At 61.5% G+C, this 22928-nt stretch carries 24 protein-coding genes; 11 read left to right on the top strand and 13 right to left on the bottom strand.

From position 1 onward, the window contains the following. Positions 1-9 precede the first annotated feature (9 nt). Genes ccmI through ACWNRM_RS01595 form a run of 7 tightly spaced genes read right to left on the bottom strand, consistent with a single transcriptional unit; the run spans position 10 to position 5430 of the window. Positions 10-816, bottom strand: a complete 807-nt coding sequence (ccmI, locus tag ACWNRM_RS01625) for a c-type cytochrome biogenesis protein CcmI (protein ID WP_485169189.1) — start codon at positions 814-816, stop codon at positions 10-12. Continuing rightward, positions 813-1268: a cytochrome c-type biogenesis protein gene (locus ACWNRM_RS01620; RefSeq protein ID WP_485169311.1), complete on the bottom strand. Its 456-nt coding sequence runs from the start codon at positions 1266-1268 to the stop codon at positions 813-815. Before ACWNRM_RS01620 ends, ccmI begins: the two co-directional genes overlap by 4 nt. Before the next feature lie 53 nt (positions 1269-1321). Then, on the bottom strand, positions 1322-1912 hold the full coding sequence (locus ACWNRM_RS01615) for a redoxin domain-containing protein (RefSeq protein WP_485169188.1): 591 nt from the start codon (positions 1910-1912) through the stop codon (positions 1322-1324). Then, on the bottom strand, positions 1909-3927 hold the full coding sequence (locus ACWNRM_RS01610; protein ID WP_485169187.1) for a heme lyase CcmF/NrfE family subunit: 2019 nt from the start codon (positions 3925-3927) through the stop codon (positions 1909-1911). Before ACWNRM_RS01610 ends, ACWNRM_RS01615 begins: the two co-directional genes overlap by 4 nt. Next, entirely contained in the window at positions 3924-4439 is a 516-nt protein-coding gene (gene ccmE, locus ACWNRM_RS01605; protein ID WP_485169310.1) for a cytochrome c maturation protein CcmE, read from the bottom strand. Before ccmE ends, ACWNRM_RS01610 begins: the two co-directional genes overlap by 4 nt. A gap of 35 nt (positions 4440-4474) precedes the next feature. Then, positions 4475-4672, bottom strand: a complete 198-nt coding sequence (gene ccmD, locus ACWNRM_RS01600) for a heme exporter protein CcmD (RefSeq protein WP_485169186.1) — start codon at positions 4670-4672, stop codon at positions 4475-4477. After that, positions 4669-5430: a heme ABC transporter permease gene (locus tag ACWNRM_RS01595; RefSeq protein ID WP_485169185.1), complete on the bottom strand. Its 762-nt coding sequence runs from the start codon at positions 5428-5430 to the stop codon at positions 4669-4671. Before ACWNRM_RS01595 ends, ccmD begins: the two co-directional genes overlap by 4 nt. 215 nt (positions 5431-5645) lie before the next feature. Here ACWNRM_RS01595 and ACWNRM_RS01590 point away from each other — a divergent pair, with 215 nt between their 5' ends. Continuing rightward, entirely contained in the window at positions 5646-6068 is a 423-nt protein-coding gene (locus ACWNRM_RS01590; protein ID WP_485169184.1) for an EVE domain-containing protein, read from the top strand. Positions 6069-6084: 16 nt separating this feature from the next. On the opposite strand, the gene pdxR is transcribed toward ACWNRM_RS01590, so the two are convergent. After that, the gene (gene pdxR / locus ACWNRM_RS01585; RefSeq protein ID WP_485169183.1) at positions 6085-7521 is read right to left on the bottom strand and encodes a MocR-like pyridoxine biosynthesis transcription factor PdxR; all 1437 of its coding nucleotides are present in this window, start codon (positions 7519-7521) and stop codon (positions 6085-6087) included. 107 nt (positions 7522-7628) lie between these two features. Here pdxR and ACWNRM_RS01580 point away from each other — a divergent pair, with 107 nt between their 5' ends. Continuing rightward, entirely contained in the window at positions 7629-8267 is a 639-nt protein-coding gene (locus tag ACWNRM_RS01580; RefSeq protein ID WP_485169182.1) for a pyridoxamine 5'-phosphate oxidase family protein, read from the top strand. A 519-nt stretch (positions 8268-8786) separates the two neighbouring features. On the opposite strand, the gene ACWNRM_RS01575 is transcribed toward ACWNRM_RS01580, so the two are convergent. From ACWNRM_RS01575 to ACWNRM_RS01560, 4 genes are all read right to left on the bottom strand, one after another. Further along, the gene (locus tag ACWNRM_RS01575) at positions 8787-9599 is read right to left on the bottom strand and encodes a siderophore-interacting protein (protein WP_485169181.1); all 813 of its coding nucleotides are present in this window, start codon (positions 9597-9599) and stop codon (positions 8787-8789) included. Further along, positions 9596-10231: a PadR family transcriptional regulator gene (locus tag ACWNRM_RS01570; RefSeq protein ID WP_485169180.1), complete on the bottom strand. Its 636-nt coding sequence runs from the start codon at positions 10229-10231 to the stop codon at positions 9596-9598. The genes ACWNRM_RS01575 and ACWNRM_RS01570 overlap by 4 nt, the downstream gene beginning before the upstream one ends. A 251-nt stretch (positions 10232-10482) precedes the next feature. After that, entirely contained in the window at positions 10483-11865 is a 1383-nt protein-coding gene (locus ACWNRM_RS01565) for an NAD-dependent succinate-semialdehyde dehydrogenase (protein WP_485169179.1), read from the bottom strand. 5 nt (positions 11866-11870) lie between these two features. Continuing rightward, positions 11871-12353 (bottom strand): hypothetical protein, encoded by a 483-nt coding sequence (locus ACWNRM_RS01560; protein WP_485169178.1) that lies wholly within the window; start codon positions 12351-12353, stop codon positions 11871-11873. Positions 12354-12577: 224 nt separating this feature from the next. Here ACWNRM_RS01560 and ACWNRM_RS01555 point away from each other — a divergent pair, with 224 nt between their 5' ends. Next, entirely contained in the window at positions 12578-13414 is an 837-nt protein-coding gene (locus ACWNRM_RS01555; protein ID WP_485169177.1) for an EcsC family protein, read from the top strand. Positions 13415-13500: 86 nt separating this feature from the next. On the opposite strand, the gene ACWNRM_RS01550 is transcribed toward ACWNRM_RS01555, so the two are convergent. After that, entirely contained in the window at positions 13501-13665 is a 165-nt protein-coding gene (locus ACWNRM_RS01550) for a hypothetical protein (RefSeq protein WP_485169176.1), read from the bottom strand. A gap of 161 nt (positions 13666-13826) precedes the next feature. Here ACWNRM_RS01550 and aat point away from each other — a divergent pair, with 161 nt between their 5' ends. From aat to ACWNRM_RS01510, 8 genes are all read left to right on the top strand, one after another. Next, positions 13827-14489, top strand: coding sequence for a leucyl/phenylalanyl-tRNA--protein transferase (gene aat, locus ACWNRM_RS01545; RefSeq protein ID WP_485169175.1), 663 nt, complete (start codon positions 13827-13829; stop codon positions 14487-14489). Positions 14490-14509: 20 nt separating this feature from the next. Continuing rightward, positions 14510-15157 (top strand): hypothetical protein, encoded by a 648-nt coding sequence (locus ACWNRM_RS01540; RefSeq protein WP_485169174.1) that lies wholly within the window; start codon positions 14510-14512, stop codon positions 15155-15157. Further along, entirely contained in the window at positions 15154-15798 is a 645-nt protein-coding gene (locus ACWNRM_RS01535; RefSeq protein WP_485169173.1) for a hypothetical protein, read from the top strand. The genes ACWNRM_RS01540 and ACWNRM_RS01535 overlap by 4 nt, the downstream gene beginning before the upstream one ends. A 366-nt stretch (positions 15799-16164) precedes the next feature. After that, positions 16165-16545 (top strand): hypothetical protein, encoded by a 381-nt coding sequence (locus ACWNRM_RS01530; protein ID WP_485169172.1) that lies wholly within the window; start codon positions 16165-16167, stop codon positions 16543-16545. Between the two features lie 22 nt (positions 16546-16567). After that, positions 16568-17029 carry a thioredoxin-dependent thiol peroxidase gene (gene bcp / locus ACWNRM_RS01525; protein ID WP_485169171.1) on the top strand — a complete coding sequence of 154 codons (462 nt, stop codon included), beginning with the start codon at positions 16568-16570 and terminating at the stop codon, positions 17027-17029. 15 nt (positions 17030-17044) lie between these two features. Then, a complete protein-coding gene (locus ACWNRM_RS01520) occupies positions 17045-20302 on the top strand; it encodes a hypothetical protein (RefSeq protein WP_485169170.1) in 3258 nt (1085 codons plus the stop codon). Positions 20303-20520: 218 nt separating this feature from the next. Next, positions 20521-21933, top strand: coding sequence for a replication-associated recombination protein A (locus ACWNRM_RS01515; protein WP_485169169.1), 1413 nt, complete (start codon positions 20521-20523; stop codon positions 21931-21933). Further along, entirely contained in the window at positions 21930-22925 is a 996-nt protein-coding gene (locus ACWNRM_RS01510; protein WP_485169168.1) for an RluA family pseudouridine synthase, read from the top strand. The genes ACWNRM_RS01515 and ACWNRM_RS01510 overlap by 4 nt, the downstream gene beginning before the upstream one ends. The last annotated feature ends 3 nt before the right edge of the window (positions 22926-22928 follow it).

Here is a 22928-nt window from a genome sequence, read left to right as displayed (position 1 = left end):
GGGCTGATTTCAGGGCGTGTTCTCGTGCTCGCCTGTCGCGATGCGGGCCTCGACCGCCAGACGCCACGGGGCATCTGCCGGGGCTTCATCCACAGCGCGCCGATACAGGGCGAGACTATCGGGTGAAATGTGACCGTCGCGACGTGTCTGAAGCTCTGCCACCTGCACGGCCAGATCGGGGATGAACCGTATAGCCAGAACACGACGATACAGGCCGATGGCCTCATCGGGGCGATTCATGGCCTCATCCACCTGACCCAGCAGCAGGGCCGAACGGATGAAATCCGGGTCCTGAGGGGAGAGTGTTGCCACCTGCCGGGCCAGCTTGCCGAAAAGCGCCTGCAGTTCCGGCGAGACACTGCGCGTGCGGTCCTGATGCGGCTGGGCTGGAAGTGACGGATGACCGTTCACCAGATAAAGCGCGAGCCCTGCGACGGGCAGCACTGGTAGCCAGAGCACGGATTTCCAGCGCCGCATACCTCGTGAAACCTGCGCCGGACGGCCCTCGCGATTATCAGGAGAGCCGCCATCCACACGTCCTGCTGGGAGGGCGCGGGCTGTGAATCTGTCATCAGGCAGCGCGTCGGCGGCGAGAATGCGACGCTGTATCTCCAGCCGTGCCTTGCCCGCCTCAGTGGGGTCGATCAGCCCGGAGGCCATATCCCTATCGAGTTCGCGTAACTGCTCGCGATACAGCGCGAGGGCTGACAGGCGTGGCCCGACGGGTGGGATCTGGCGCTTCGACTGGAGGAATATCAGCCAAAGCAGCGGCGAGAGGGCCAGAAGCGTGACAAGCAGGAAACCGGGCCAGCTCATGGCTTGCTCTCCTCACGCAGCAGACTGGCCAGACGCGTGGCTTCGGCTTCAGTCAGGGGAGGTTCTTCCTGCTTGCGGCGCATCATCATAAGGGCTGCGCCAATACCTACGGCAACCGCCAGAGCCGGCATGGTCCAGAGCAGCAATGTGGCCATCGAGAATTGCGGCTTCAACCGGATGAACTCGCCATAGCGATGGGTCATCCATGCCATGATCTGGACGTCGCTCTCGCCTTTTGCCACATGCTCGCGCACGACATGGCGCAAATCGCGCGCCAGCCCTGCGCTGCTATCCTCGATGGATTCGTTCTGGCACACCAGACAGCGCAATTGGGCCCCTATGGCAGCCGCCCGCTTTTCCTGTGCGGGGTCGTGCAGCATCTCGGACGGATCGTCCAGCGCCAGAGCCCGACCGGATATCAGGGGTGTGAGAGCCAGCAGCGCTGTCAGCAGAACAACACCAAGCCACACCGGAACGAGAGAACGTAAGGCCAATCCTGACGGGCTCATGGTGACCTGCCATCACCTGTAGATGGGGCAGATGCCTGCGTGGCGAGAGGCAGGATTGTTTGATGAAACAGGGCGTCATCAAGCGCGGCCGCGCCATGCCAGGCAATATGCCCACCCGGCATGACGAGAAAACTCTCGGGTACGCCGGTCACGCCCCAGTCAATGGCGGTCATGCCACTGTCATCCAGGCCGGTGCGTGCATAAGGCGAGCCATCGCGCTCGATGAAACGACGGGCGTCCTGTGGCTTGTCCTTGTAGGCAATACCCCAAAGAGCGATGTCGCGGCTGATCGCCCGCAGGGCGGCCATTTCTGCGACGCAGGGAATGCACCAGGAGGCGAAGAAATTCACGAGCACAGGCACAGGACTGGCTTTGAGGTCAGCGGTTGAGAAACCGTCACTCTGCCCCGTCAGACCGTGCAGCGAGAAATCCGGGATCGTCTCGATCGCCTGATCGTTGCGGATGGCATGAGGGTCGAAGGAGCCATCCTGCATCGCCGCCAGCATCTTCCAGCATCCCAGCCCTGCCAGTGTCGCCCCAGCTACAGGGAGCGCCATGAACATCTGGCGTCTTGTCAGGCGTATCATAGGCGTATCTCCCTCGCGTCCGGCAGTGCAGGGGCTGAGCGGCCTCGGCCGGGCGCACCGAGGCGATGGCGCCGATCCGACAGCGAAAGCGCCCCCCCGAGAGCCATGATCACACCGCCAAGCCAGATCCAGGGGGCAAGCGGATTATTGTGAAGGCGCAGCACATAGCGGGTCTGCGCGCCTGTACCATGAGCCTCACCTAGTGCAGCATAGAGGTCACGCAGCAGGTTGGTTCTTATGGCGACATCGGTCGTGACCTGATGCTGGCTTGTGAAATCGCGGCGCGACGGGTGCAGATGGGCAATGACACGCCCGGCGTGCAGGACAGTCAGGTCGGCTACGAGCGCGCGGTAATTCGGACCGTCCTCCTGTCTGGCGCCATCGAGCCGCCAGACCAGCGCATCCTGCTGGATCGTCTCTCCGACGCCGAGTTCCACGACGGAATGACTCGCCTGAGACATGCCAGTGAGACCCAGCACCGTCACACCTACGCCGATATGAGCCAGAGCCCCGCCCCATACGGCGCGGGGAAGTCCTGCCACGCGCTGGCGCATGGTCCGGGGTATTGCACTCCAGCGGGTCGTGGTGACGCCAAGACGGACGGCCAGATCGGAAAGACTGGCCGCAATGACCCATAGCCCCGCCGCCGCACAGAGCGCAGGCAGAAGGCCGTCGAGCAGAACGAGCATGGTTGCAAGCCCAGCCGCCGCAAAACAGGCCGCTGGAAAGAGGCGCCGCAGCACCGGCGAGGGGCGTGCACGCTTCCAGGAGAGCAAAGGACCGATACCCATCGCAAGCAGAAGGGGCAGCGCCAGCGGGATGGTGGTGGCATCGAAAAACGGCTTGCCGACCGAGAGGGTCCGCCCTGTCAGGATCTGCATGAAGGGGGGGTACATGGTGCCAGTCACCACCACCGCGCACAGGGCGCAAAGCAGGATGTTATTGAGCACAAGGCCGCCTTCGCGTGAAAACGGTGCAAAGATGCCCCCCGAAGTGAGCGAAGGGGCTCGCCAGGCAAAAAGCACAAGTGACCCGCCTATGACGAGCGCGAGCAGACCCAGAATGAAGATGCCGCGGGCGGGGTCATTGGCAAAGGCATGAACCGAATTGAGAATACCCGAGCGTACGAGAAACGTGCCTGAAAGCGAGAACGAGAAGCTCGCAATGGCCAGCAGGACGGTCCAGATACGCAAGGCATCGCGTTTTTCGACCACGATGGCCGAATGAACAAGGGCCGTTCCGGTCAGCCAGGGAATAAGCGAGGCATTTTCCACCGGGTCCCAGAACCAGTAGCCGCCCCAGCCCAGCACATAATAGGACCACCACGAGCCCATCGCGATGCCGCATGTGAGAAAGGCCCAGGCCGCCACGGCCCAGGGACGGACCCAGCGGCCCCAGGCCGCATCCACACGGCCCTCGATCAGCGCGGCGACAGCAAAGGCGAAGGGCACGGCAAACCCGACATAGCCAGTGTAGAGAATGGGCGGGTGGAAAGCGAGGCCGGGGTCCTGCAAAAGCGGGTTCATGCCCTGCCCGTCATCGGGTGCTGGCCAGATGCGCTCGAATGGGTCCGAGGTGAGCAGACAGAAAAGCTGGAACCCGGTCGATACGCCACCCAGAATGGCCAGCACACGGGCCTTGAGCACAAGCGGCAGATTGCGGCCAAACAGGGCCACGGCCCCCCCGCACAGGGCAAGGATAAGCGCCCAGAGCAGAACCGATCCCTCGTGATTACCCCAGACGCCCGTGATCTTGTACAGCAACGGCTTGCTCAGGGCAGAATTCGCGGCCACGTTCTGAACCGAGAAATCATCACTCACCGCGCAGGCAATCAGGCTTGCGAAAGAAAAGCCCAGTGTCAGCAGCTGGGCTACAGCCAGCGCCGGGGCCAGATCGAGCAGCGCAACTCTGGCGCGTGCGGCCCCCCAAAGCGGCAGGATGAACTGGGCCAGTGCGATCACGCAGGCCAGAGCCAGTGCATAATGGCCCTGTTCGGCCCCCAGGACTGAAATCATGGTGTTGTGTGACCCTTGGCATCGTCACGGATCATGCTTGTCCAGCTTTCGGAACTGGGTGGTTTGCCAAAGCGCGGATCCCATTTGCCGCTGCGTTGCAGGGCTTCAGCCACCTCTTTCGGCATGTAGGTCTCGTCATGCTTGGCCAGCACTTCCGAGGCAGTAAAGGGTGCGCCGGCATGATAGCTGCCAAGGGCGACCACACTTTGCCCTTCCCGGAACAGATCCGGCAGGATGCCCTCAAAGCGCACTTCGACGGCGGCCTGCCCATCCGTGACCCTGAAATAATTGACCGGTGTCTTGCCATCCGTCTCGCGTCGAAGCGATCCCGCCACGACCATGCCGCCAAGACGGATCACCCGATCGGAGGCAGGTGGCTTTTGCACAAGCTGTGAGGGCGCCATGAAGAAGACAATGCTGGAGGAAAACGCATTCAGCACCAGCGCCGTCGCGACAGCGAAGCAGGCGAGGCAACTGATGACCAGCCATAGACGGCGGGATTTGCGGGTCATGCGACGCTTCGGGCGCGTCTGAAAGAGCGCATCGCTCATGAAGTCGCCCCCTGATCGGGGAGCGATCCGGTACCGCGGCGTCCGGTGCTGCGCTGTCTGGCTTCCTGACGCTGTTCGAGCAGCGCAAGGCGGGCTCTGGCGCGGCGCAGCCGCATCACGAGGGGCAGGGTAAAGGCACCGATCATCACAAGCGTCACGGCATAGGAGGCAACGATATAGGGCAGATGGGTCACGCAGCCGGTCCCTCATGCATGAGCGATCGGGTCATGATCTGTCGGGCCCGGGCTTCGAGAATGGCCGCCTTGACGCGCCCTGTCACGAGTGCAGCGAAACCAAAGGCAAAGCCGGCCATACAGCATGATAGCGGCAGCAGCATGGAGGGCGGCATGGCAGGGGCATGGGTGAGCGTGATGCTGTCTGGCTGGTGCAGGGTGTTCCACCAGCTGACACTGAACTTGATGATGGGCAGATCAATGACACCGGCGATGGCCAGAACAGCTGCGGCACGATACCCGCGCTGCGGGTCGTCGAAAGCCTGAATCAGTGCAATATGACCGAGATACAAAAAAAACAGCACCAGAACTGACGTCAGCCGTGCATCCCACACCCACCATGTCCCCCACATGGGCTTGCCCCAGAGCGAACCGGTGATCAGACACAGTGCGGTGATGGCGGCGCCGAGCGGCCCGATCTCGACGGCGGCAAGGTCGGCCAGCGGGTGCTTCCAGACGAGGGACAGAACCCCGCATACGGCAAGCGCGGCATAGCCACCCGAGGCCAGTATCGCCATGGGGACATGGATATACATGATTCGCACGGCATCCCCCTGTTGCCAGTCCGCCGGCGACCAGACCAGCGCCCAGAACAGACCAACGCCAAGCGTCAGGCATGACAAAAGGACCAGAAGTGGCAGCAGCCATCGCGAGAGCTTCAGGAAACGTCCCGGATTAGCATAACGATGCAGTAACGTTCCTCGTGCGGGTCGTTCCAAGTTTTTACCTGCCGTGGCGTCTTGCGCAGTGCTTGTCACGTCGTGCTTCTCTCTCCCTGGAGTGCGGTTATGATATAGCCCGCATCGGCTGCCATCCAAGGCAGATTCTGACTGGGCGCCGTTCTGATAGGGGATTCAGGGCCGAGCAGGGAGCCTGCATCACGCAGTTTCTTCCGATTGCTCAGACAGGTCATGCCGATAAGAGAGAGACGATAATGCAGTACTGGTTGATCAAATCCGAACCCGAGGCCTTTTCATGGCAGCAGCAGGTGCGCAACGACATCGAGCCTTGGACCGGGGTGCGCAATTATCAGGCTCGCAACAATCTCGCCGCCATGCGTTGTGGCGATCTGGCATTTTTCTATCACTCGGTCTCGGACAAGGAGATCGTGGGTGTGGTCCGGGTTGTCCGTGAATCCTATCCCGATCCGAGCGCCGAGGGCGGCAAATGGGTGTGCGTGGATGTTCAAGCCTGTGGGGCCTTTGAAAATCCGGTCTCTCTCGCGACCATCAAGGCTGATCCGGCTCTGGCTGACATGGCGCTTTTGCGTCAGTCACGTCTCTCGGTAGCGCCTGTCACCGAAGACGAATGGCATCATCTTTGTCATATGGGGGGCTGGCACAAGCCAAAGGGCTGACCTTGCCGCAACGGACTCAAACGCCCGGCGCACCTTCAAGGACGCCTCGCAAAAGGGCGGCAAGTCTGGTCGGGTCATCTTCTCGCAGCGAGGCAAAGCCCATGATGAGCCCCTCTAGCGATGCTTGCTGGCAAAGGGCTGACAGACGCCCTATGCGATAGCCCGCTGCACTGAGCGCTGTCAGGCAGGCTGTCTCGAAACCAGCACGTTCAAGGATCGCACCAATTTGAACCCCGCCATGCGGCGGCGTGACATGCAGTCCTTCCACGGTTGAGAGGGCATGATAAAGGGCCATGCCCCGCTGCTGGTAAAGACGCGCGATACGGCGCAGATGCGCCCGGTATTGTCCTGTTTCCATAAGGGCCGCGAGGGCAAGCTGGGCGTGCAGATTGGCGGCCAGACCCATTGTGCGGTGTGCCGCCCGCAGGGGCGCAACCAACGGCACGGGCACGGCCATCCAGCCCAGCCTTAGTCCCGGCAGCATGGCTTTCGAGGCGGAGCCGAGATAGAGCCATTCACACCCCGTGCCATGCGCGGCAAGCGCGGCGATTTCGCGACCATGCCACAGGAATTCGCTGTCATAATCATCTTCGAGTACCAGCGCGCCCTGAGCTCTGGCGCGGTCGAGAAGGGCGAGACGTCTGTCCAGCCCCATGCGACCGCCCAAAGGGAACTGGTTCGATGGCGTGATATAGACAAGTCGTGCTTCGGGGGGCAGCTGGCTGACCTGCATCCCGTAATCATCAACCGGCACGGGGACGAGGCGTGCGCCCGATGCCATGAAGCTCGCACGGGCACCCAGATAGCCGGGATCCTCCACGGCAATCACATCACCGGGGTCGGTCATGACCTGCGCGATGAGCGTGAGCGATGCCTGAGTGCCTGGCGTGATGATGATCTGCCCGGGGCTGACATGCAGCCCGCGATCGCTCGCAAGGCGGGTACTGATTGCCTCACGCAGGGCATGAGCCCCGTGATACCCGCCATAGGCGGCTTCATCGCCGTGATTCTGGCGCGCAACACGACGCAACGTCTGGGCCCACAGATTGGCGGGAAACTGTGCCTCATCCGGGAAACCGGGGGATAAGCGGCCTGTATCGCGTTGATAGCTTGCAGCCCGTGGGTCCTGGGCCAAAATCCTGCCTCTGTCCGACAGGGTGGTCGTGCCGCCCGTAACTGTGCGGGGTGAGGGGAGGTTCGTGCAATGCACAACCGGGCGTCGTCCGGCCCGCATATCGAGAATACCTTCCGCCCGAAGCAGGTCATAGGCCGTGGCGACCGAACTGCGCGACAGGCCGAGCATGGCGGCGGCCTGTCGAGTCGAGGGCAAGGCTTCGCCATGTGCCAGTTTGCCCGATTTAATGGCGCGACTCAGAGCTGCGAAGAGCTGAACAGGCAAGGGGTCTGGTGTGTGGGGATCAACGCTGAACAGGGCGGGCAGGTAAACTGGCATGGAAAAAAACCATAAAACCGGTTCTCGAATCAGTCCAGTTCCTGCGCTAACGCCTTTGCGACAGGCGCCAAGTCAGGGGCCGTATGCCGAGCAAGGAGAAACGAGCCATGATTCCCGATTACGCCAGGGCGAGGCAGGCACGGCGCGCGCATTATAATGAAGCGACCCTCCACACCATTCTCGATACGGGGTTGGTCGGGCATGTCGGGTTTGTGGCCGATGAGCGTCCAATGGTCATACCGATGGCCTATGCCCGTATCGGCAGCACGCTCTATCTGCATGGCGCTTCCAAGACACGGATCATGGCGCTGGATGGCCAGAAGCTTTGCCTGACCGTGACCCAACTGACAGGGATCGTCGTAGCCCGCTCTTCATTTCACCACTCGGTCAATTACCGCAGTGCGGTTGTGCATGGCACCGCGAGGAAGGTTCTGGCGGAGGAGCATCAACTGGCGCTCGATGCCATAACCGATCATCTCCTGCCGGGCCGTTCGGGTGAGGTGCGGGCCATGACGGCGCAGGAACGCAAGGCTACAGGCGTCATTGCCCTGGACATCGAGGCAGCCAGCGCAAAGATCAGAACGGGCGGCCCGGTTGAGGATGATGCCGATCTGCCCTCCACGCAGTGGGGCGGCGTGGTGCCGGTTGTGACCGCGTTAGGGACAGGTGTGCAGGATGGCCATACCCCGGAAGGTACGCTGCCTCCCGCGTCGCTGCGCAAGGCACAGGCAAAATTTCTGGCCTGATCAGGCAGTGAACCCTGTCGTGGACGCGTCTTTGGAAAACAAGGTTCTTGGGGTTCTTTGATTCTGATGCGTCCCGATGGCCGAGTAAGCCTGAGTGTCTGACGATTTCAAGTGTTGGGCAGGCAGTATGGAGGCTGGTTGGTGCCGCGTAACCCATGCTGAGCGCAATCACGAGTTGCGCTGGCCGAGGGAGAGACCGGCCGTAGGCTTCGCAGCATCACGCATCAAACCTCTGTCGCGCAATCCGAGCCGGGTACGAGGCTTGGAGTTTTACTGCTCCACAGCGATCCGTGGTGGGACACGCAGCCTCGCGGGTGAGCCTTTTCTCTCAGCCACCATTGGCTGGCTTGCCGCAAGCTGCCTGACCACATGGCAAGGCATCGGCAGGCGTGATCGGTGCGCGCAGCGACGTATCACCGGGAAGGGATGGGAAATCCCGGCGAAGGGCTCTCGCGAGCCTGAGCGCGGATATCCAGCATGGCAGGAATGATGCAAGAGCCGCGCTCTCCAAGGGCTTTGTCAGTCATCTACCCGCGCACCACCCGCCTCGGTGTCACGACGCCAGTAACCTGCTGCCCTGATCCGGCTGCGTGGGATGGCTTCCTCATTCACCAGATGGTCGCGCAGGGCACGCACGGTATCAATCTCGGCCGCGATCCAGACATTGAGCGTTTCGCTCGCGGGCAGAACGACCAGGCGCAGAAGATCGGCAAGGCTTTGGCCAGCGGCCCTGTCACAGCGGAACAGATCGACCCAGGCGCGGCTCGTCAGCGGGTAGGTCTTGTCGCTTTCCTGCGTGTCGAGCACCACCACCGCGCTGTGTTCGGGCGACAGCTCTTCCAGTGTACGGGCGATGGCGGGCAGGCCGGTGTCATCGGCAATCAGCAGATGCGAGGTGAGGCCCTCATGCGGAATATTCGAGGCCTTGGGGCCGCCCATCCCAAGACGCTGCCCCGGTCTGGCCTGGGCTGCCCATTGGGTGGCCGGGCCTGAGTCGTGCAGCACGAAATCGATGGTGAGTTCGCCGTTTTCCTCGTCAAAGCGCCGCGGGGTATAGTCGCGGGCAATGATACGCGGATCACGCGGTGCCGTACGGTCGGCCTTCATGTCAGGCAGGACAGGATGGGTCTCGCCGGGCTGGGGAAAGAACAGCTTCACATGGTCATCGGTCCCGGCGGTGACGAAATCATGCAGGTCGGGACCCGTAAAGACGACGCGCTGCATGGTGTCGGATAGCGGGATGATTCGTGCCACCTCGATCTGCCTCAGGCGAAGCGGATGGCGGATCTTGATGGGGGGCAGAGGGGGCAGAGGGGGCAGATTGCTGGTCATGATGATTCCTTGCCCATGATTTCAGCGGCAGCGCGCGTCAGGATGGCAGCGATCCGTCTGGCTTCGACAGGGCTGCACCCACGATGCTTGTAGAGCGCTGCCTTGAGGTGATGACGCGCCTTGTGCAGCCCGTCTGCGGCCTCGGGATCGACATCATGCAGCCCGGCAAACGCTTCGCGAACCTCGCTCATGCGGCTGCCGATGCGTGTCAGGATTTCAAGAATACGATCGGCTTCTGCGCGGTTGTCCGTCAGGTAAGCCTGTCCCTGATCTGTCAGGGTGTAGAGTTTGCGGGTTCCTTCCTGAGTGACCTCAGCCTGACCGATCTCCTCCAGATAGGTCATGGCAGGGTACACCATGCCGGGGCTAGGCTTGTAGAAACCGTTCGTCCGTTCCTCGAGGCGGCGGATGATTTCGTAGCCGTGAGCCGGACTTTCGGCCAGCAGGGCGAGAATGACCAGTTGCAGTTCCTCGGCGCTCAGTTTGCGACCGCCGGGAATGTCACCGCCCCGGCGACGGCCAAAGCGGCCCCCGCCCCCCCCGCCCATGCCACCGCCAGAGCGATGGTCCGAGCCGTGACCGAAACCGTCATGGCGATTGAGGGCATGACGTAGATGATGGCGAAAAAACATTTATATCCTCCGTTATATCTTTAGACTGTTCTATCTTAAGATATAACGCAAGAACTTTCGTAAGACTGATTCGCTCTGTGCGTAGTGGGGGAAAGAACGAGGCGTGTCGTTATGCGCGCGCTCGGATTGCCGGATGCAACGGTGAGAGAGCGAGGGTTCTTACCGGTCCCGGTCCTGATCCCGGTCAATGAGACCGGGGGAGCCGTAGGAACACCAATGGCGTCAGGACCGGACAGAAAAGCTCAACCGGCTCAACAGGCCCAGACGGTCTTGATGTTCATGAACTCATGCAGGCCGAGTTCGGTCAGTTCGCGCCCGTAGCCGCTCGCCTTGACGCCACCGATCGGCAAAGCGGGGTCCGAGGCCGTGATGCGGTTGACGAATACGCCACCCGATTCGATGCGCTGTGACAGAGCAAGACCAAGGCGCTCGTCCTGTGTCCACAGGCTTGCGCCAAGGCCATAGGCACTGTCATTGGCCAGCGTAATGGCGTGATCGACATCCCGCGCGGTGATCAGGCAGGCGACAGGCCCGAAAAGCTCTTCCCTGAAGGCGGTCATGCCGGGGGTGACGTCCAGCAGCACGGTTGGCTCGTACCATGCACCGGGACGGTTCACAGCCTCGCCGCCGACCACAAGCCGCGCACCTTCCGCGATGCTTTGCTGCACCTGCTTGTGCAAGCCATCGCGCAGGTCAGTGCGTGCCATCGGGCCAATAAAGGCGCTATCACTCATGGGGTCTTCGAGGCGAAGCGCCCTTACCTTGTCGAGAAACCGTTCCGTGAAGGCCTCGGCAATCGGTGCTTCGAGGATGATCCGCTTGGCGGCAATGCAGACCTGTCCGCAATTTGCGAAGCGCGCCGTCACGGCGGCATCAACGGCCTTGTCCAGATCGGCATCAGCCAGCACGATGAACGGGTCAGACCCACCCAGTTCCAGGACGGTCTTCTTGCCGTTTTCACCGGCCATGCCAGCGAGAAGGCGTCCGACCCTGACGCTGCCCGTAACCGTCACGCCCGAAATCCGTTCGTCGGCGATGACCCGTGCCGTCTGTTCGCGGGCGAGATTGGCGGAAATGAACACATCGCCAAGATCGAAATCCTGCGCGATCTCGTTCAGCAATGCGCCGCAGCCCAGCGTGTTTTCGGCGGGCTTGACGATAAAACCATTGCCTCCGGCCAGAATGGGCACGGCGGCGCGAATGATCTGCCAGTAGGGAAAATTCCATGGCATGACCGCCAGCACGATGCCGGTCGGCGCATAGCTCAGATGGGCCTTGCCCATCGGTACGGGCATGGGTTTGTCCCGCAGCAGGGCCGGTGCGTGTTCGCCATACCAGTCGATAACCGAGGCACATTTTTCGACTTCGGCACGCGCTGAGGTAATGGTTTTGCCCATTTCACTGACCGCTAGGCGGGCCAGTTCCTCCTTGCGTGCACGGAGCCCTGCCGCAAGACGGTGGAGCAGGTCGAGCCGTGCGCCCAGGGTTTTGGCGCGCCATGACAGAAAACCCTCCTGGGCACGGGCCAGCATGTCATCAACCGCCTGCTCCGAGAGAAACGGGTAGCGCCCCAGCGTTTCTCCGTTGGCCGGGTTGACCGTGAATACGCAATCACCTGACGCAGGATGGGTCATGATCTTTACCTCTGGTTGTTGTGCCACATTGCCGTGCCTGCCGCATCGGATTGCGCCACGACATCGGTCTGACCGTTGCCGGGTGAGCCGGCATAGTTGTGATAGACCCCGTTGGTATAAGGTGGTCGCACGGGTGCATTGAATTTCACCGGCCAGCCCAGAAACGAGAAATGGGACGGGGCGTCATTGGGGATCTGGGTGCTCTGGTGAGCCTCCGAATTCGGCAGACCCAGAGCCGGATGGGCGCGGACCTTGTACGAATAGTCCCGCAGCGAGTTGTCGAAATCCTCGGTTACGACATAGCCATGCGGCGGCGGCGGGGCACCGCCATCGGGCAGGGCCACTTTTTCAACCGGGGTGAGGGGGTGTTCCATCGCCTTGAGCTGCGAGGCCGGATCGGCCAGCGCCATGCCGGTACCGAGTGGCGCCATGACAAGTAACGAGGTGAAGGCGCGGGTAAGTGGGGTGGTGAAACGTGATCCGGGCATGTCCGTGCTCCTGCCTGCCTCTGTAGGGTGCTAACAGGGGCGCGTCTGTTTCGTTTTTCTATGAACCTGTAAGATGTAAAAAAACAGGCTTCGTCACAATTATTGGTGACTGCCGCACCCGTCGGGCGTTGCCCGTCATGAAACGAATTCGGCGCAGGCTGTGCAGGCGACCCGCGAAAGCAGGAGCCCGAGGCCCGAACGCCAGTGCAGGGAGAACATGACCCATGGCTACAGCAAACGGATCGACGATCCCCGGAATCGGTGAGATTGCCCCGATGAATCTCGATAGCGAGTCGCTCGCTCAGCTTCAGGCGGCTCTGGCCAAGGTCGAGCATGGGCGCGGCGTGCTCGTGCGTCTGGCGGATCTGATGGGTGGTGCTGTGGGGCAGGCGACCCGTATCGGCATGCAGGGGCTGGGCATGGCCCCGGCGATTCAGACAAAGCTTCAGGGTCTGGCCGAAGCCTCGATTGCCCGTGCTTTCGATATTGCGGTGCTCGGCATGACGCAGGAAGCGGTGACCAAGGCTCCGAAATGGCGTGACCCGGCGGCTCAGGCGGCGGTTGCAGTTTCGGGGGCACTGGGCGGTTTCGGTGGCGTGGTCGGGTTGATGCCCGATATCGGTTTCACCACACTTACCATCATGCGCGAGATTGCTCGCATCGCCCGTGAGGAAGGTGAGGATCTGAGCGACGACGAAACCCGCCGCGCCTGCCTCGAAGTGTTTGCCCTCAAGGGATTTCTTGCAGGCCAGAATGCCGATGAGAGCGAACTGGGCTTTTTCTCTGCCCGCGCCCTGATGCGCGGCAAGCCGATTGTCCTTCTTATTGCGGAGGTCGCGTCACATTACGGCATCGGGCTTTCGCGCAAGTTTGCCCTGCAGATGGTGCCGGTCGCCGGTGCGCTCTGCGGCGCGTCGCTCAACGCGGCTTTCCTCTCGCATTACAGGGCGCTCGCCCGGGCGCATTTCACCATTCGACGCCTTGAGCGTCAGCATGGGCCAATTGTGCGCGATACCGCCCAGCACATGCGTCAGACAGGCGCTGACGCCGCATCGGCCTGACGGGCGTGAGGTGCGGGAACGCGACGTCGCGTCATGGCGCGTTTCTCACCCCCGGTCGGTCTGACGAGAGCGGGACTTGCGTGAGGTCAGCGCTCACGCGGGGAAGTAAAGGTCTCCAGCAACCCGACCGGAACGATCTGCAATGAGAAGATGGCGGTCATGACGAAGCAGAGGCCACGATAATGTGGGGCCACGAACGCGAGCACGGCGCTGAGCGCGATACCGATGAGATAGACAAAAGTCAGTGGCATGGTGAACCTCCCGGCAGGATGCGACGACAGGTCGCCTATCATGGCGTCATGTTGTCTGGCCATGACAAATCCGGGCTCGCGCGAGAGTTGCCGGGAACTGGTTACAAGAGGCTTATCAAAGAGGCTTTATGCTGCGTTGAGACTGTAAAGCAGGACCGAGGATGACGGATCCGATCACACCGGAGCTACTGATCGAAGCGTACCGCAACGGCATTTTTCCTATGTCGGACGGGCGCGAAGCAGATGAGATCAGCTGGCATCGTCCGCATGAGCGTGGCGTTCTGCCGCTGGATTGCCGGTTCCACCTTTCGCGCCGTCTGGCGCGCACGGCGTTGCAGGGCGGATTTGAGGTGACGACCGATCGTTGTTTCAATGATGTCATTCGCCTTTGCGCTGAAATCCCCGGCCGTGACGAGACATGGATCAGCGGGCGTATCCAGGCCAGATATACCCTGCTGCACCAGCTCGGTTATGCCCATTCCATCGAGACATGGCGCGACGATGTGCTAGTTGGCGGGCTCTACGGGGTTCAGATCGGCGGGGCTTTTTTTGGTGAGAGCATGTTCTCGCTCTGCACGGATGCGTCCAAGATCGCGCTGGTGCATCTCGTCGCGACACTGCGCCTCTCGGGTTTCGCCCTGCTCGATGCCCAGTTTCCCACACGGCATCTGGAAACATTCGGCTGCCTGACCGTTCCAGACCACGCCTATCGCTTGCTACTGGACCATGCCCTCGGGATTGAGGCATCGTGGAACAAGGATGTTTCACTGGGCAGACTTCGAGATGAAGTCATCCGTCTGCGCGATGGTATAGAGGCTCGCTGAGGCATGAAGGAGGGAACACCATGTCGGTATTCGATGTAAGAAATGCGGCGTTACTGTCGCTGGCCCTGTCAATGACGGCCGGTGCCGCCACAGCGCTGGCGCAGGAAAGCACGGGCGCCCACCCCCGGCTTTCGCCAGCGCGTGACGTGACGGTGGTTTATTCTGTCCAGCCCGAGAAAATGCCCCAGCCGGTACAGGCCATCGTGCAGTTCAAGGCTGAGGGAGACAAGCTTCGCATCGATTCGCCTGACCATGCAGGTTCGACCATTCTCGATCGTCCTGCCCAGCGCGTGACGCTGATCATGCACAAGCAGCGCGTCTATACGAGTTTTGCCCCCAAGCATGGCCTGCGCAACCCGTTCATGCTCGACATGTCCATGCAATATGCGCCGGATGGTACCGCAACGGTGGCCGGGCTTGCCTGCAACAAGTGGACCATCACGACGACCCACGGCAAAGCGGCAGCCTGCGTGACCGAGGACGGCGTTATCCTGAGCGAGGAGGGCGTGGATGCAGACGGGCTGCATGGCAAGCTTGAAGCCCAGAAGGTGACTTACGGCCCGGTTGCCGATACCCAGTTCCAGCCGCCTGCCGATTATCAGCAGATCACGGCGCAGATACCTATTCCGCACGGCGCTGGCCCGCAGAGCTCTGCGGCGCCCAAATGAGCCAACAAGCGCTCATGGTCAGCCCGCGCCATAGTATCTGCGCCACGTTTCGCAGGGCGCTGCCGACCGCCCTTTGTATTGGTGCGCTTGGTCTGACCGGCCATTCCGGCATGGCGCACGCTGAAGACGTGCAGGCGACGCCTTATGTCACACCTCGCGTGGATGTGGATGTCACCTATGAAGCCAAGGGGCCCGATGGTCAGGCCTATCGTCAACGTATGCGCTGGAACGCTGCCCATTGGCAGCAGCGTCTCGATATGGAGACGACCGGGCTCATCATGCTGACGGATTACAAGGCGCATCGTCTTTCGGTGATTGATACGCGCACCAAAACCTATACGGTCTCCGGTGCACCGGATGCGCAGTTTGCCCCGCCCGGCACCCCGGCTGCCGGTCACTGGCAACGTGGAACGCAAGATCGTGTCGCGGGGCAGGGGTGCACACACTGGACCACCACGGACACAGACGGTCAGGTCGGCGATTTCTGTTACGATGACAACGGCGTCTTGTTATCCGCCAGCCATAACGGTCTGGAGGTGATCAAGGCGCTCTCCTACGCGATGACTGCCCAAGGGCCAGAAATCTTCAAGGAGCCGGAAGGCTTCCATGAAACCAAACCCATAAAGGTTGACCATCAGTAGGGGGACGCGAGCTGTATCTCTTATGACGGGACGACCTGCCCGCGTGCGTCAGGATGCCGCTGCGTTTCAGGGGCTCCGGCATCCGGGTAGGCCTGATCAGGGCACGGAATATGGCGACACCGGGTGGGTTGATCATTTGCTATTCTGACTTTCAGATAAAGCAAGAAAGGGGCGGCCTCGTCGGCACGCCCCTTTTTTGTTACGGCCATGCCCGCCGTGGGATCCCGCAACACGTCTGCGCGATTATGTTACATTCTAGCCCGGTTTTGGTCCTGTTTGGTCCCAAAATCGACACCATATGGATGGTATAAACTGGATATCAGATCGGCCACTCGTTTCAGGCCGATCTGACGAGGAGGTTTCTTCATGCGTCATATCCTGAAAACTGGCCTTGCGGCTCTGCCCCTGATCGGCCTCATGGGAGGCGCTCCATTGGCACAGGCTCATCCCGGTCCAGGCTGGGGTGGTCCCGGCTGGCATGGCGGCGGTGGCTGGCGTGGTGGTGGTGGCTGGCGCGGCGATCGCGGCTGGCATCGCGGCGGTAATGCCTTTGTCGGCGGCCTCGTTGGCGGCCTTGTTGGTGGTGCCGTTATCGGTGCGATTGCACGGCCCTATGTGGCGCCGCCGCCGCCTCCGGTCGTCTATGCGCCGCCGCCGCCGCCGGTTGTGTATCAGCCGCCTCCGCGAGTGGTTTACCCGCCGCCGGTTGCAGTTTATCCGTCTTACCCCGCCTATCCGGCATACTGAGTTCAAAGGCTAAGCATCCATCATGGTCTCCATTGGTGACAGGGCTCCCGCTTTCTCCTTGCCTGACGCAAGCGGTCAGGTTGTCGAAAGCGAAGCCCTGAATGGGCAGCCTTATCTGCTATATTTTTATCCGAAGGCCGATACGCCGGGTTGCACGACACAGGCCTGCGACTTGCGCGATCAGAAACAGACGCTCAGTTCGCTTGGCCTTCGTGTGATCGGGGTCAGCCCGGATCCGGTCGGGAAGCTTGATCGTTTTGCCCGGAAATACGGGCTGGATTTCACTCTGGTCAGCGATGCGGACCACAAGCTTGCGGATGAGTACGGTACGTGGGTTGAGAAAACCATGTACGGCAAGACTTATTTCGGCATGGAACGCAGCTCGTTTCTGGTCGATGCCGAGGGTGTCATCCGGGCCGTATGGCGCAAGGTCAAACCGGCGGAACATGTGGCGCTGGTGACTGAAGCCGCCGCCGAACTGTAGCGTTCTCAGGATATCGTGCCGCACGATCCCTTTCATCGTGCGTCCTGGCGGGCGTTCCGTCTAGGGACGCTCATTATCGTAACGCCGATCGCTGTCATTGCAGTGGCTGGGCTGGCATTTTTATGGCGACTGTCGCTCGGCCCGCTGGATGTCACTGCCGTCGCCTCGCGCTTTGCGCCGGTCGCAATTCAGGCCAGCAACGAGACGGGGCGTCCTGCCGGCAGATTGAGCTGGGGGCGTCTGTTCCTGAGCTGGCAGCCTGGCTTGCGTCATGTTCATCCTGAACTTGTGCTCAAGGCACAGGATCTGCGTATTCTGCGCAAGGACGGCAGCGCAACGCTGGCGCTGTCACGGGTCGATCTGGCCTTGCGCATGGGGCCTTTGCTGCGCGGGCGCGTGGAGCCCACACGTCTTGCCTCACAATCGGGGCGGATCATCCTTGATCGTCATGAAGATGGATCGATCGATCTGGACTGGCCTGATGCGCGACATCGCAAGAACGCCTCCAATCCACTTTCGCTCGACCATCTGGCGGTACTCGACCTGAATGCTGTGACGGTGCAAGTCCGTCATGCGCTGTCAGCCAATGGTTTTGAGGCTTACCCAAACCGTGCCGATGCCACGCTGCTTTTGAATCATGTCGCGCTGCATCACGATCCACGGACATCCGACTATGCATGGAACGGATCGATTGAGGGCAAGTTAGGCCCGGGTCACGAACCGTCGATCGGCTTTAGCGCCGCCAGTACACCGGTCGCGGGGGATCTTTCCTGGCGCGTGACGATCACCCCTTTCCCCCCCGATGTCTTGCGCGGTTTCGTTCCCTATGCCGGTGATTGGCATGTGCCGGTCGGATTGCAGGCCTCTCTTTTGGTCAAGGGTAGTGCCGGAAAACCACGCCTTGCGACCGATGGGCCCTTACAGGGTGTCCCGGTCATGGAAGGGCAGATTGCCCTCTCTCTCGGCAAGGGCACGATCGATCAGGCAGGAGGCGATTCTCTGAACGTGGAGTCGGGTCATGTCTCCGCCCATATCGACCTGCCTGAAAGGCGCCTTATCGTCGACAGGACCGAGGCAGCCATCGCGCTTATCGATGATACAGGCAGAACCAACACATTCCAGGCGCGTGGCCATCTCGAAGCGGATTCGCTCCGCTCTGCCCGGCGGATCTCGGGGGGTGTTTCCCTGATGGCGACGCCGCTCGATGTGCCTCATCTTGGTTCCATCTGGCCACGCTTCCTGATGAAGGGCGCGCGCCGCTGGGTCACCAATAATCTGAGCGCCGGGACGACAGATTCGCTGCATCTCGATGCCATTCTCGGCAGTGATGCCGGATGGGACCATCTACGCCCCCGCAAGACCGACGCGTCGCTGACCATTGAACATGCAACCGTGAACTGGCTACGACCCGTGCCGCCCGCCCGTGATGTCGCTGCGCGGTTCAGCTTTGCTGCGCCAGATGTTCTTCGTATCGACTTTCTGCATGGCACCCAGCCCGCATCCGATGTGGCCAGTGCTGGCCTTATCCATCTCGATGGTGGGTCAATGCTGATCAGCGACCTTTTTGCCCATGATCAGACGGGCACGATCGCGCTCGATCTCTCCTGTGATCTGGGCGCGTGCGCCACCCTTCTTGCCCATCCGAGGCTGCATCTGCTCTCGCGGCATCCGCTGCCTTTTACGCACCCCGCGGGCGCTGTAAGAGTGAGCGAGACCATTACGCTGCCGCTGTCGGCCCACATCGAGAATGACCAGATCCACGTCAACGCACGGGCGCGGTTTGATCACGTCAGCCTTGGCAATGTTGTCCTGGGGCGGGAGCTGACCGAGGCGTCCGGCAATCTGGAGGCGACTGAAAGGAAGCTTGCTCTTCAGGGGCACGGATCGCTCGATGGTGTGCCAACCGATGTGACGCTGAACGAGAATTTCCTGAGCCGATCAGGGGGGCTGCGTGAGACCGTGCATGCGGTATCGATTTTCGATGAACAGGCCCTGAACAAGGCGCATATTGCCAATAACGGCCTGTTTCAGGGAACGGCGCAGCTCGTCTCCGACTATCGCGCGGCATTCGATGGGCACGCCAACCTGGACCTTGCGCTTGATCTTACGCAGGCAGCCCTGACGATTCCCGTCTGGAGCAAACCGGCTGGTATTGCGACCACGGCTTCTGCCCATATCGGCTTGCACGATGGCAAGATGGTTGCGCTTGATCGCATTAGTGCCGAGGGGCCAGACCTGCATGTCGAGGGCGACAGCCGACTAATTGAAGGGCAGGTCCAGGCTATCGATCTGAACGGATTCATGATTGGTCGCTCCAATGGGGATGCGGTGATCGAGCTGCCGACACAGGCCAACGCAGCGATTAAGGTGCGTATCCATGCCCAGGACCTCGATATCGCGACTCTGCTGCATCGTGACGGTGCAAAGTCCGGGGAGAAGCGGGGCGGCGATGCGGTGACCGGCAGCGCATCGACCCACCCTGCTGACAGCGCGTCCGGCAAAGGTACGGCGCCAGCAGGACAGGACTGGACCGTTGATATTGCAACCGACCGACTGTTCTACAACGCCCAGAAATTCCTGGGGGGTGTGACGGCGCATCTGGAGCATCGCCATGACCGGCTCGACCGCGCCCGTTTCACAGCGGTCAGGCCCGCTGGCGTGGTGTTTGATCTGGCCCCGCATGAGGCAGGGCGTCAGCTCACGCTTCGTATCGACAATCTTGGTCGGCTTCTGAACGAAACCGGCATGACGGATCGTCTGGAGGGGGGGCATGCGCAGATTTCCGGTCAGGTGGGGGACGGCGATAAAGGGCGCGTTCCACCTTTCAAGGGGATGATTTCTGTCTCACCCTTCGCGTTCAGGCAGCCGCCAGCGGCACTGACAGCCGCTACTCATCTTTCTGTCTTCAACTGGTCTCAGGCCAGCCATGACAGGTTTGAGGTACAGCATCTTCATCTGCCGGTCAGGGTACAGGACGACGTCATGACCATTCATGAGGGGCATCTTGGCAACCCGGCGCTCGGGGCCACCCTGGAAGGCAAGATCGATCTGGACAAGGGCGGGCTCGATCTGCGCGGGACAGTCGTGCCGATCTTTGGCCTCAACGCGGCACCTGGGCGGCTGCCCAATGTGGGCAAGCTGTTCTCGCCGGAAAAAGGGGGCGGCTTTCTCGCTGCAACCTTTACGGTCAAGGGAACGGCGGGAAATCCGGATCTGTCGATTAACCCATTTGCGATGCTTTTACCCGGCGTCATGCGTCAACTCGCAAAATAGGGCATCCTGTACCGGCCTGAACAAGGGTATATTTGCCCCGGTGATTGGCCTTGCGTAGAGAATGGCCGGTAATCGCTTCGGCGAATGATGAATCTCAAGCGTCTGTTCTGCGCGACGTTCGGCCGCCTGTGCACGTTCCTGTATGCGCGGGCGATGGCGCGATAAGATACGCGGTAAGTCGGGTAGAGCAGGATTGCAGGAAGGAAGAGGCCAGCGCGATGCAGGATGATGGAAATGCAGATCTGTTCGGCACGCCTTCCCCTCGCAAGGAAGCCGCACGCCACGGACGTCCTGCGGTACATTCTGCGCCGATGATGCCGCCTGCATCGCAAACGGGCACCGTGTCCATGCCGACGTCGCGACAGACGCAGCCGCTGGCGGACAGGCTGCGCCCCTCCACTCTGGCGGAGGTCGTCGGTCAGGATCATCTGCTGGGCCCAAAAGGGCTGATTAGCCAGATGCTCAGCCGTAATACGCTGCCAAGCCTCATCCTGTGGGGCGGACCGGGATGCGGCAAGACCACGATTGCGCGGCTGCTTGCCCGTGAGGCCAAGCTCAGATTCGAGCAGATATCAGCCGTTTTCTCGGGCGTGGCTGATCTCAAGAAGGCTTTCGAAACCGCTTCGCGCTTCCAGCAGGAGACAGGGCGGGGGACGTTACTCTTCGTTGACGAGATCCATCGCTTCAATCGCGCCCAGCAGGATGGCTTTCTGCCTTATGTCGAGCGTGGGACCGTCATCCTGATCGGTGCGACAACAGAAAATCCGTCATTCGCTCTCAACGGCGCGCTTTTGTCGCGCTGTCAGGTGATGGTGCTCAACCGGCTGGACGATAACGGGCTCGAGAAGCTGCTTCAGCGTGCCGAAGCCCTGTCCGACACAGCGCTGCCACTTACCGCAGAGGCACGCGCTGCCTTGCGTGCGATGGCAGATGGCGATGGGCGTTACCTGCTTAATCTGGTTGAGCAGATACAGGCTCTGCCCGCCGGGGAGCTGCTCGATACGGCGGGGCTGGCCGGTGTGGTGGCCCGCCGGGCGGTGCTTTACGACAAGGATCGCGAGGAACATTACAACCTGATCTCGGCGCTGCATAAATCGCTGCGCGGATCAGACCCCGATGCGGGACTCTACTGGTTTGCCCGGATGCTCGAAGGCGGGGAGGACCCTCGTTATATCGCCCGCCGCCTGACGCGCTTTGCGGCAGAGGATGTGGGTATGGCTGATCCCACAGCGCTTCCGCTGGCCGTGGCCGCGTGGGAAACATATGAGCGTCTGGGGAGCCCCGAGGGCGAACTGGCTTTAGCGCAATTGGTCGTGCATCTGGCTACGGCACCGAAATCGAACGCCGTCTATCGTGCCTATAACCAGGCCCGCAGACTGGCCCGCGAAACGGGCAGCCTCGGACCGCCCCACCATATACGCAACGCCCCTACGAAGCTGATGCAGTCGATCGGCTACGGCAAGGGCTATGAATACGACCATGATACGGAGGAAGGATTTTCGGGCCAGAACTACTTCCCCGATGAGATGGCGCGCGTATCACTCTATCAGCCCACCGACCGTGGTCGGGAAAGTGAAATCAGAAAAAATCTGGACAGGCAGGCCGCAATACGGGCAAGCCGTCGCCCATGAGTGTAACGACCCGTATTGTCAGTGAAGATGAGGCCGATATGCGCCTCGATCGCTGGTTCCGCCGCCATTATCCCGATCTTACCCAGGGGGCGCTGCAAAAGCTGTGCCGCACAGGGCAGGTGCGTCTCGATGGCAAGCGCGTGACTGGCGCAAGCCGTCTTGCCCCCGGCCAGAGCCTGCGCATACCGCCTCTGCCTGCTCCAATGGCGGCGCAGCCCGACCGCCCCGCCACGCTCGACCCGCAGCTTGCCCGCGAGATCGAGCGCATGGTGGTCTATCGTGACGATCAGGTGATCGTGCTCGACAAGCCGTCCGGCCTGCCCACACAGGGTGGACCCGGCATCACCAAGCATATCGACATGATGCTCGATGGTTTGCGTGGTGATCTGCCCGACCGGCCGCGCCTTGTGCATCGCATCGACCGCGACACATCCGGTCTGTTGCTGGTCGCCCGTACACCGGGCGTTGCCGCTAAACTGGCCGCAGCCTTTCGCGGGCGTGATGTGGACAAGACTTATTGGGCGATTGTCGTCGGGCGCCCCATGCCCGGTTCAGGCGTGATCGATCAGCCGCTTGCGAAGCTCGGCGCCGGAAACGGAGCCCTCATGATTGCCGCCACGCGTGATGACGAAGACGCTGTGGTGGCCAAGACCGATTATGAGGTGGTCGACGCGGCGGGCAAACGCCTCTCATGGCTTGCGCTCAAGCCACTCACGGGCCGCACGCATCAGCTGCGTGTGCATTGCGAAACTCTCGGCACGCCTATTCTCGGAGACCCGAAATATGGTGGCAAGACCGCGCATATGGAGGGTTTCATCGACAGGTTGCATCTTCATGCGCGTGCACTGGAGTTTCCGCATCCTGCCGGTGGGCGCCTGCGCGTAGCAGCCCCATTGCCACCCCATATGCGTGACACATTCAAGGATCTCGGCTTTACCGCCGGTGAGACGCCGCGCCCCGAACGGATCGGGGGCAAGACCGGCAGGAAATGACCA

It is taken from the genome of Asaia sp. A2 (assembly GCF_057319415.1).
Note: the sequence above shows the minus strand (reverse complement) of the source record. Positions and strands in the feature narration are given on the sequence as shown.

What these genes read in the sequence shown, in the direction of transcription:
- ACWNRM_RS01540 (WP_485169174.1), top strand. Translation starts at nt 14,510, where the DNA reads ATGTCGGTATTCGATGTAAGAAATGCGGCGTTACTGTCGCTGGCCCTG.
- ACWNRM_RS01535 (WP_485169173.1), top strand. Translation starts at nt 15,154, where the DNA reads ATGAGCCAACAAGCGCTCATGGTCAGCCCGCGCCATAGTATCTGCGCC.
- ccmI (WP_485169189.1), bottom strand. Translation starts at nt 816, where the DNA reads ATGAGCTGGCCCGGTTTCCTGCTTGTCACGCTTCTGGCCCTCTCGCCG.
- ACWNRM_RS01510 (WP_485169168.1), top strand. Translation starts at nt 21,930, where the DNA reads ATGAGTGTAACGACCCGTATTGTCAGTGAAGATGAGGCCGATATGCGC.
- ACWNRM_RS01515 (WP_485169169.1), top strand. Translation starts at nt 20,521, where the DNA reads ATGCAGGATGATGGAAATGCAGATCTGTTCGGCACGCCTTCCCCTCGC.
- ACWNRM_RS01615 (WP_485169188.1), bottom strand. Translation starts at nt 1,912, where the DNA reads ATGATACGCCTGACAAGACGCCAGATGTTCATGGCGCTCCCTGTAGCT.
- ACWNRM_RS01575 (WP_485169181.1), bottom strand. Translation starts at nt 9,599, where the DNA reads ATGACCAGCAATCTGCCCCCTCTGCCCCCTCTGCCCCCCATCAAGATC.
- bcp (WP_485169171.1), top strand. Translation starts at nt 16,568, where the DNA reads ATGGTCTCCATTGGTGACAGGGCTCCCGCTTTCTCCTTGCCTGACGCA.
- pdxR (WP_485169183.1), bottom strand. Translation starts at nt 7,521, where the DNA reads ATGCCAGTTTACCTGCCCGCCCTGTTCAGCGTTGATCCCCACACACCA.
- aat (WP_485169175.1), top strand. Translation starts at nt 13,827, where the DNA reads ATGACGGATCCGATCACACCGGAGCTACTGATCGAAGCGTACCGCAAC.
- ACWNRM_RS01570 (WP_485169180.1), bottom strand. Translation starts at nt 10,231, where the DNA reads ATGTTTTTTCGCCATCATCTACGTCATGCCCTCAATCGCCATGACGGT.
- ACWNRM_RS01550 (WP_485169176.1), bottom strand. Translation starts at nt 13,665, where the DNA reads ATGCCACTGACTTTTGTCTATCTCATCGGTATCGCGCTCAGCGCCGTG.
- ACWNRM_RS01530 (WP_485169172.1), top strand. Translation starts at nt 16,165, where the DNA reads ATGCGTCATATCCTGAAAACTGGCCTTGCGGCTCTGCCCCTGATCGGC.
- ACWNRM_RS01555 (WP_485169177.1), top strand. Translation starts at nt 12,578, where the DNA reads ATGGCTACAGCAAACGGATCGACGATCCCCGGAATCGGTGAGATTGCC.
- ACWNRM_RS01560 (WP_485169178.1), bottom strand. Translation starts at nt 12,353, where the DNA reads ATGCCCGGATCACGTTTCACCACCCCACTTACCCGCGCCTTCACCTCG.
- ACWNRM_RS01565 (WP_485169179.1), bottom strand. Translation starts at nt 11,865, where the DNA reads ATGACCCATCCTGCGTCAGGTGATTGCGTATTCACGGTCAACCCGGCC.
- ACWNRM_RS01580 (WP_485169182.1), top strand. Translation starts at nt 7,629, where the DNA reads ATGATTCCCGATTACGCCAGGGCGAGGCAGGCACGGCGCGCGCATTAT.
- ccmE (WP_485169310.1), bottom strand. Translation starts at nt 4,439, where the DNA reads ATGACCCGCAAATCCCGCCGTCTATGGCTGGTCATCAGTTGCCTCGCC.
- ACWNRM_RS01590 (WP_485169184.1), top strand. Translation starts at nt 5,646, where the DNA reads ATGCAGTACTGGTTGATCAAATCCGAACCCGAGGCCTTTTCATGGCAG.
- ACWNRM_RS01610 (WP_485169187.1), bottom strand. Translation starts at nt 3,927, where the DNA reads ATGATTTCAGTCCTGGGGGCCGAACAGGGCCATTATGCACTGGCTCTG.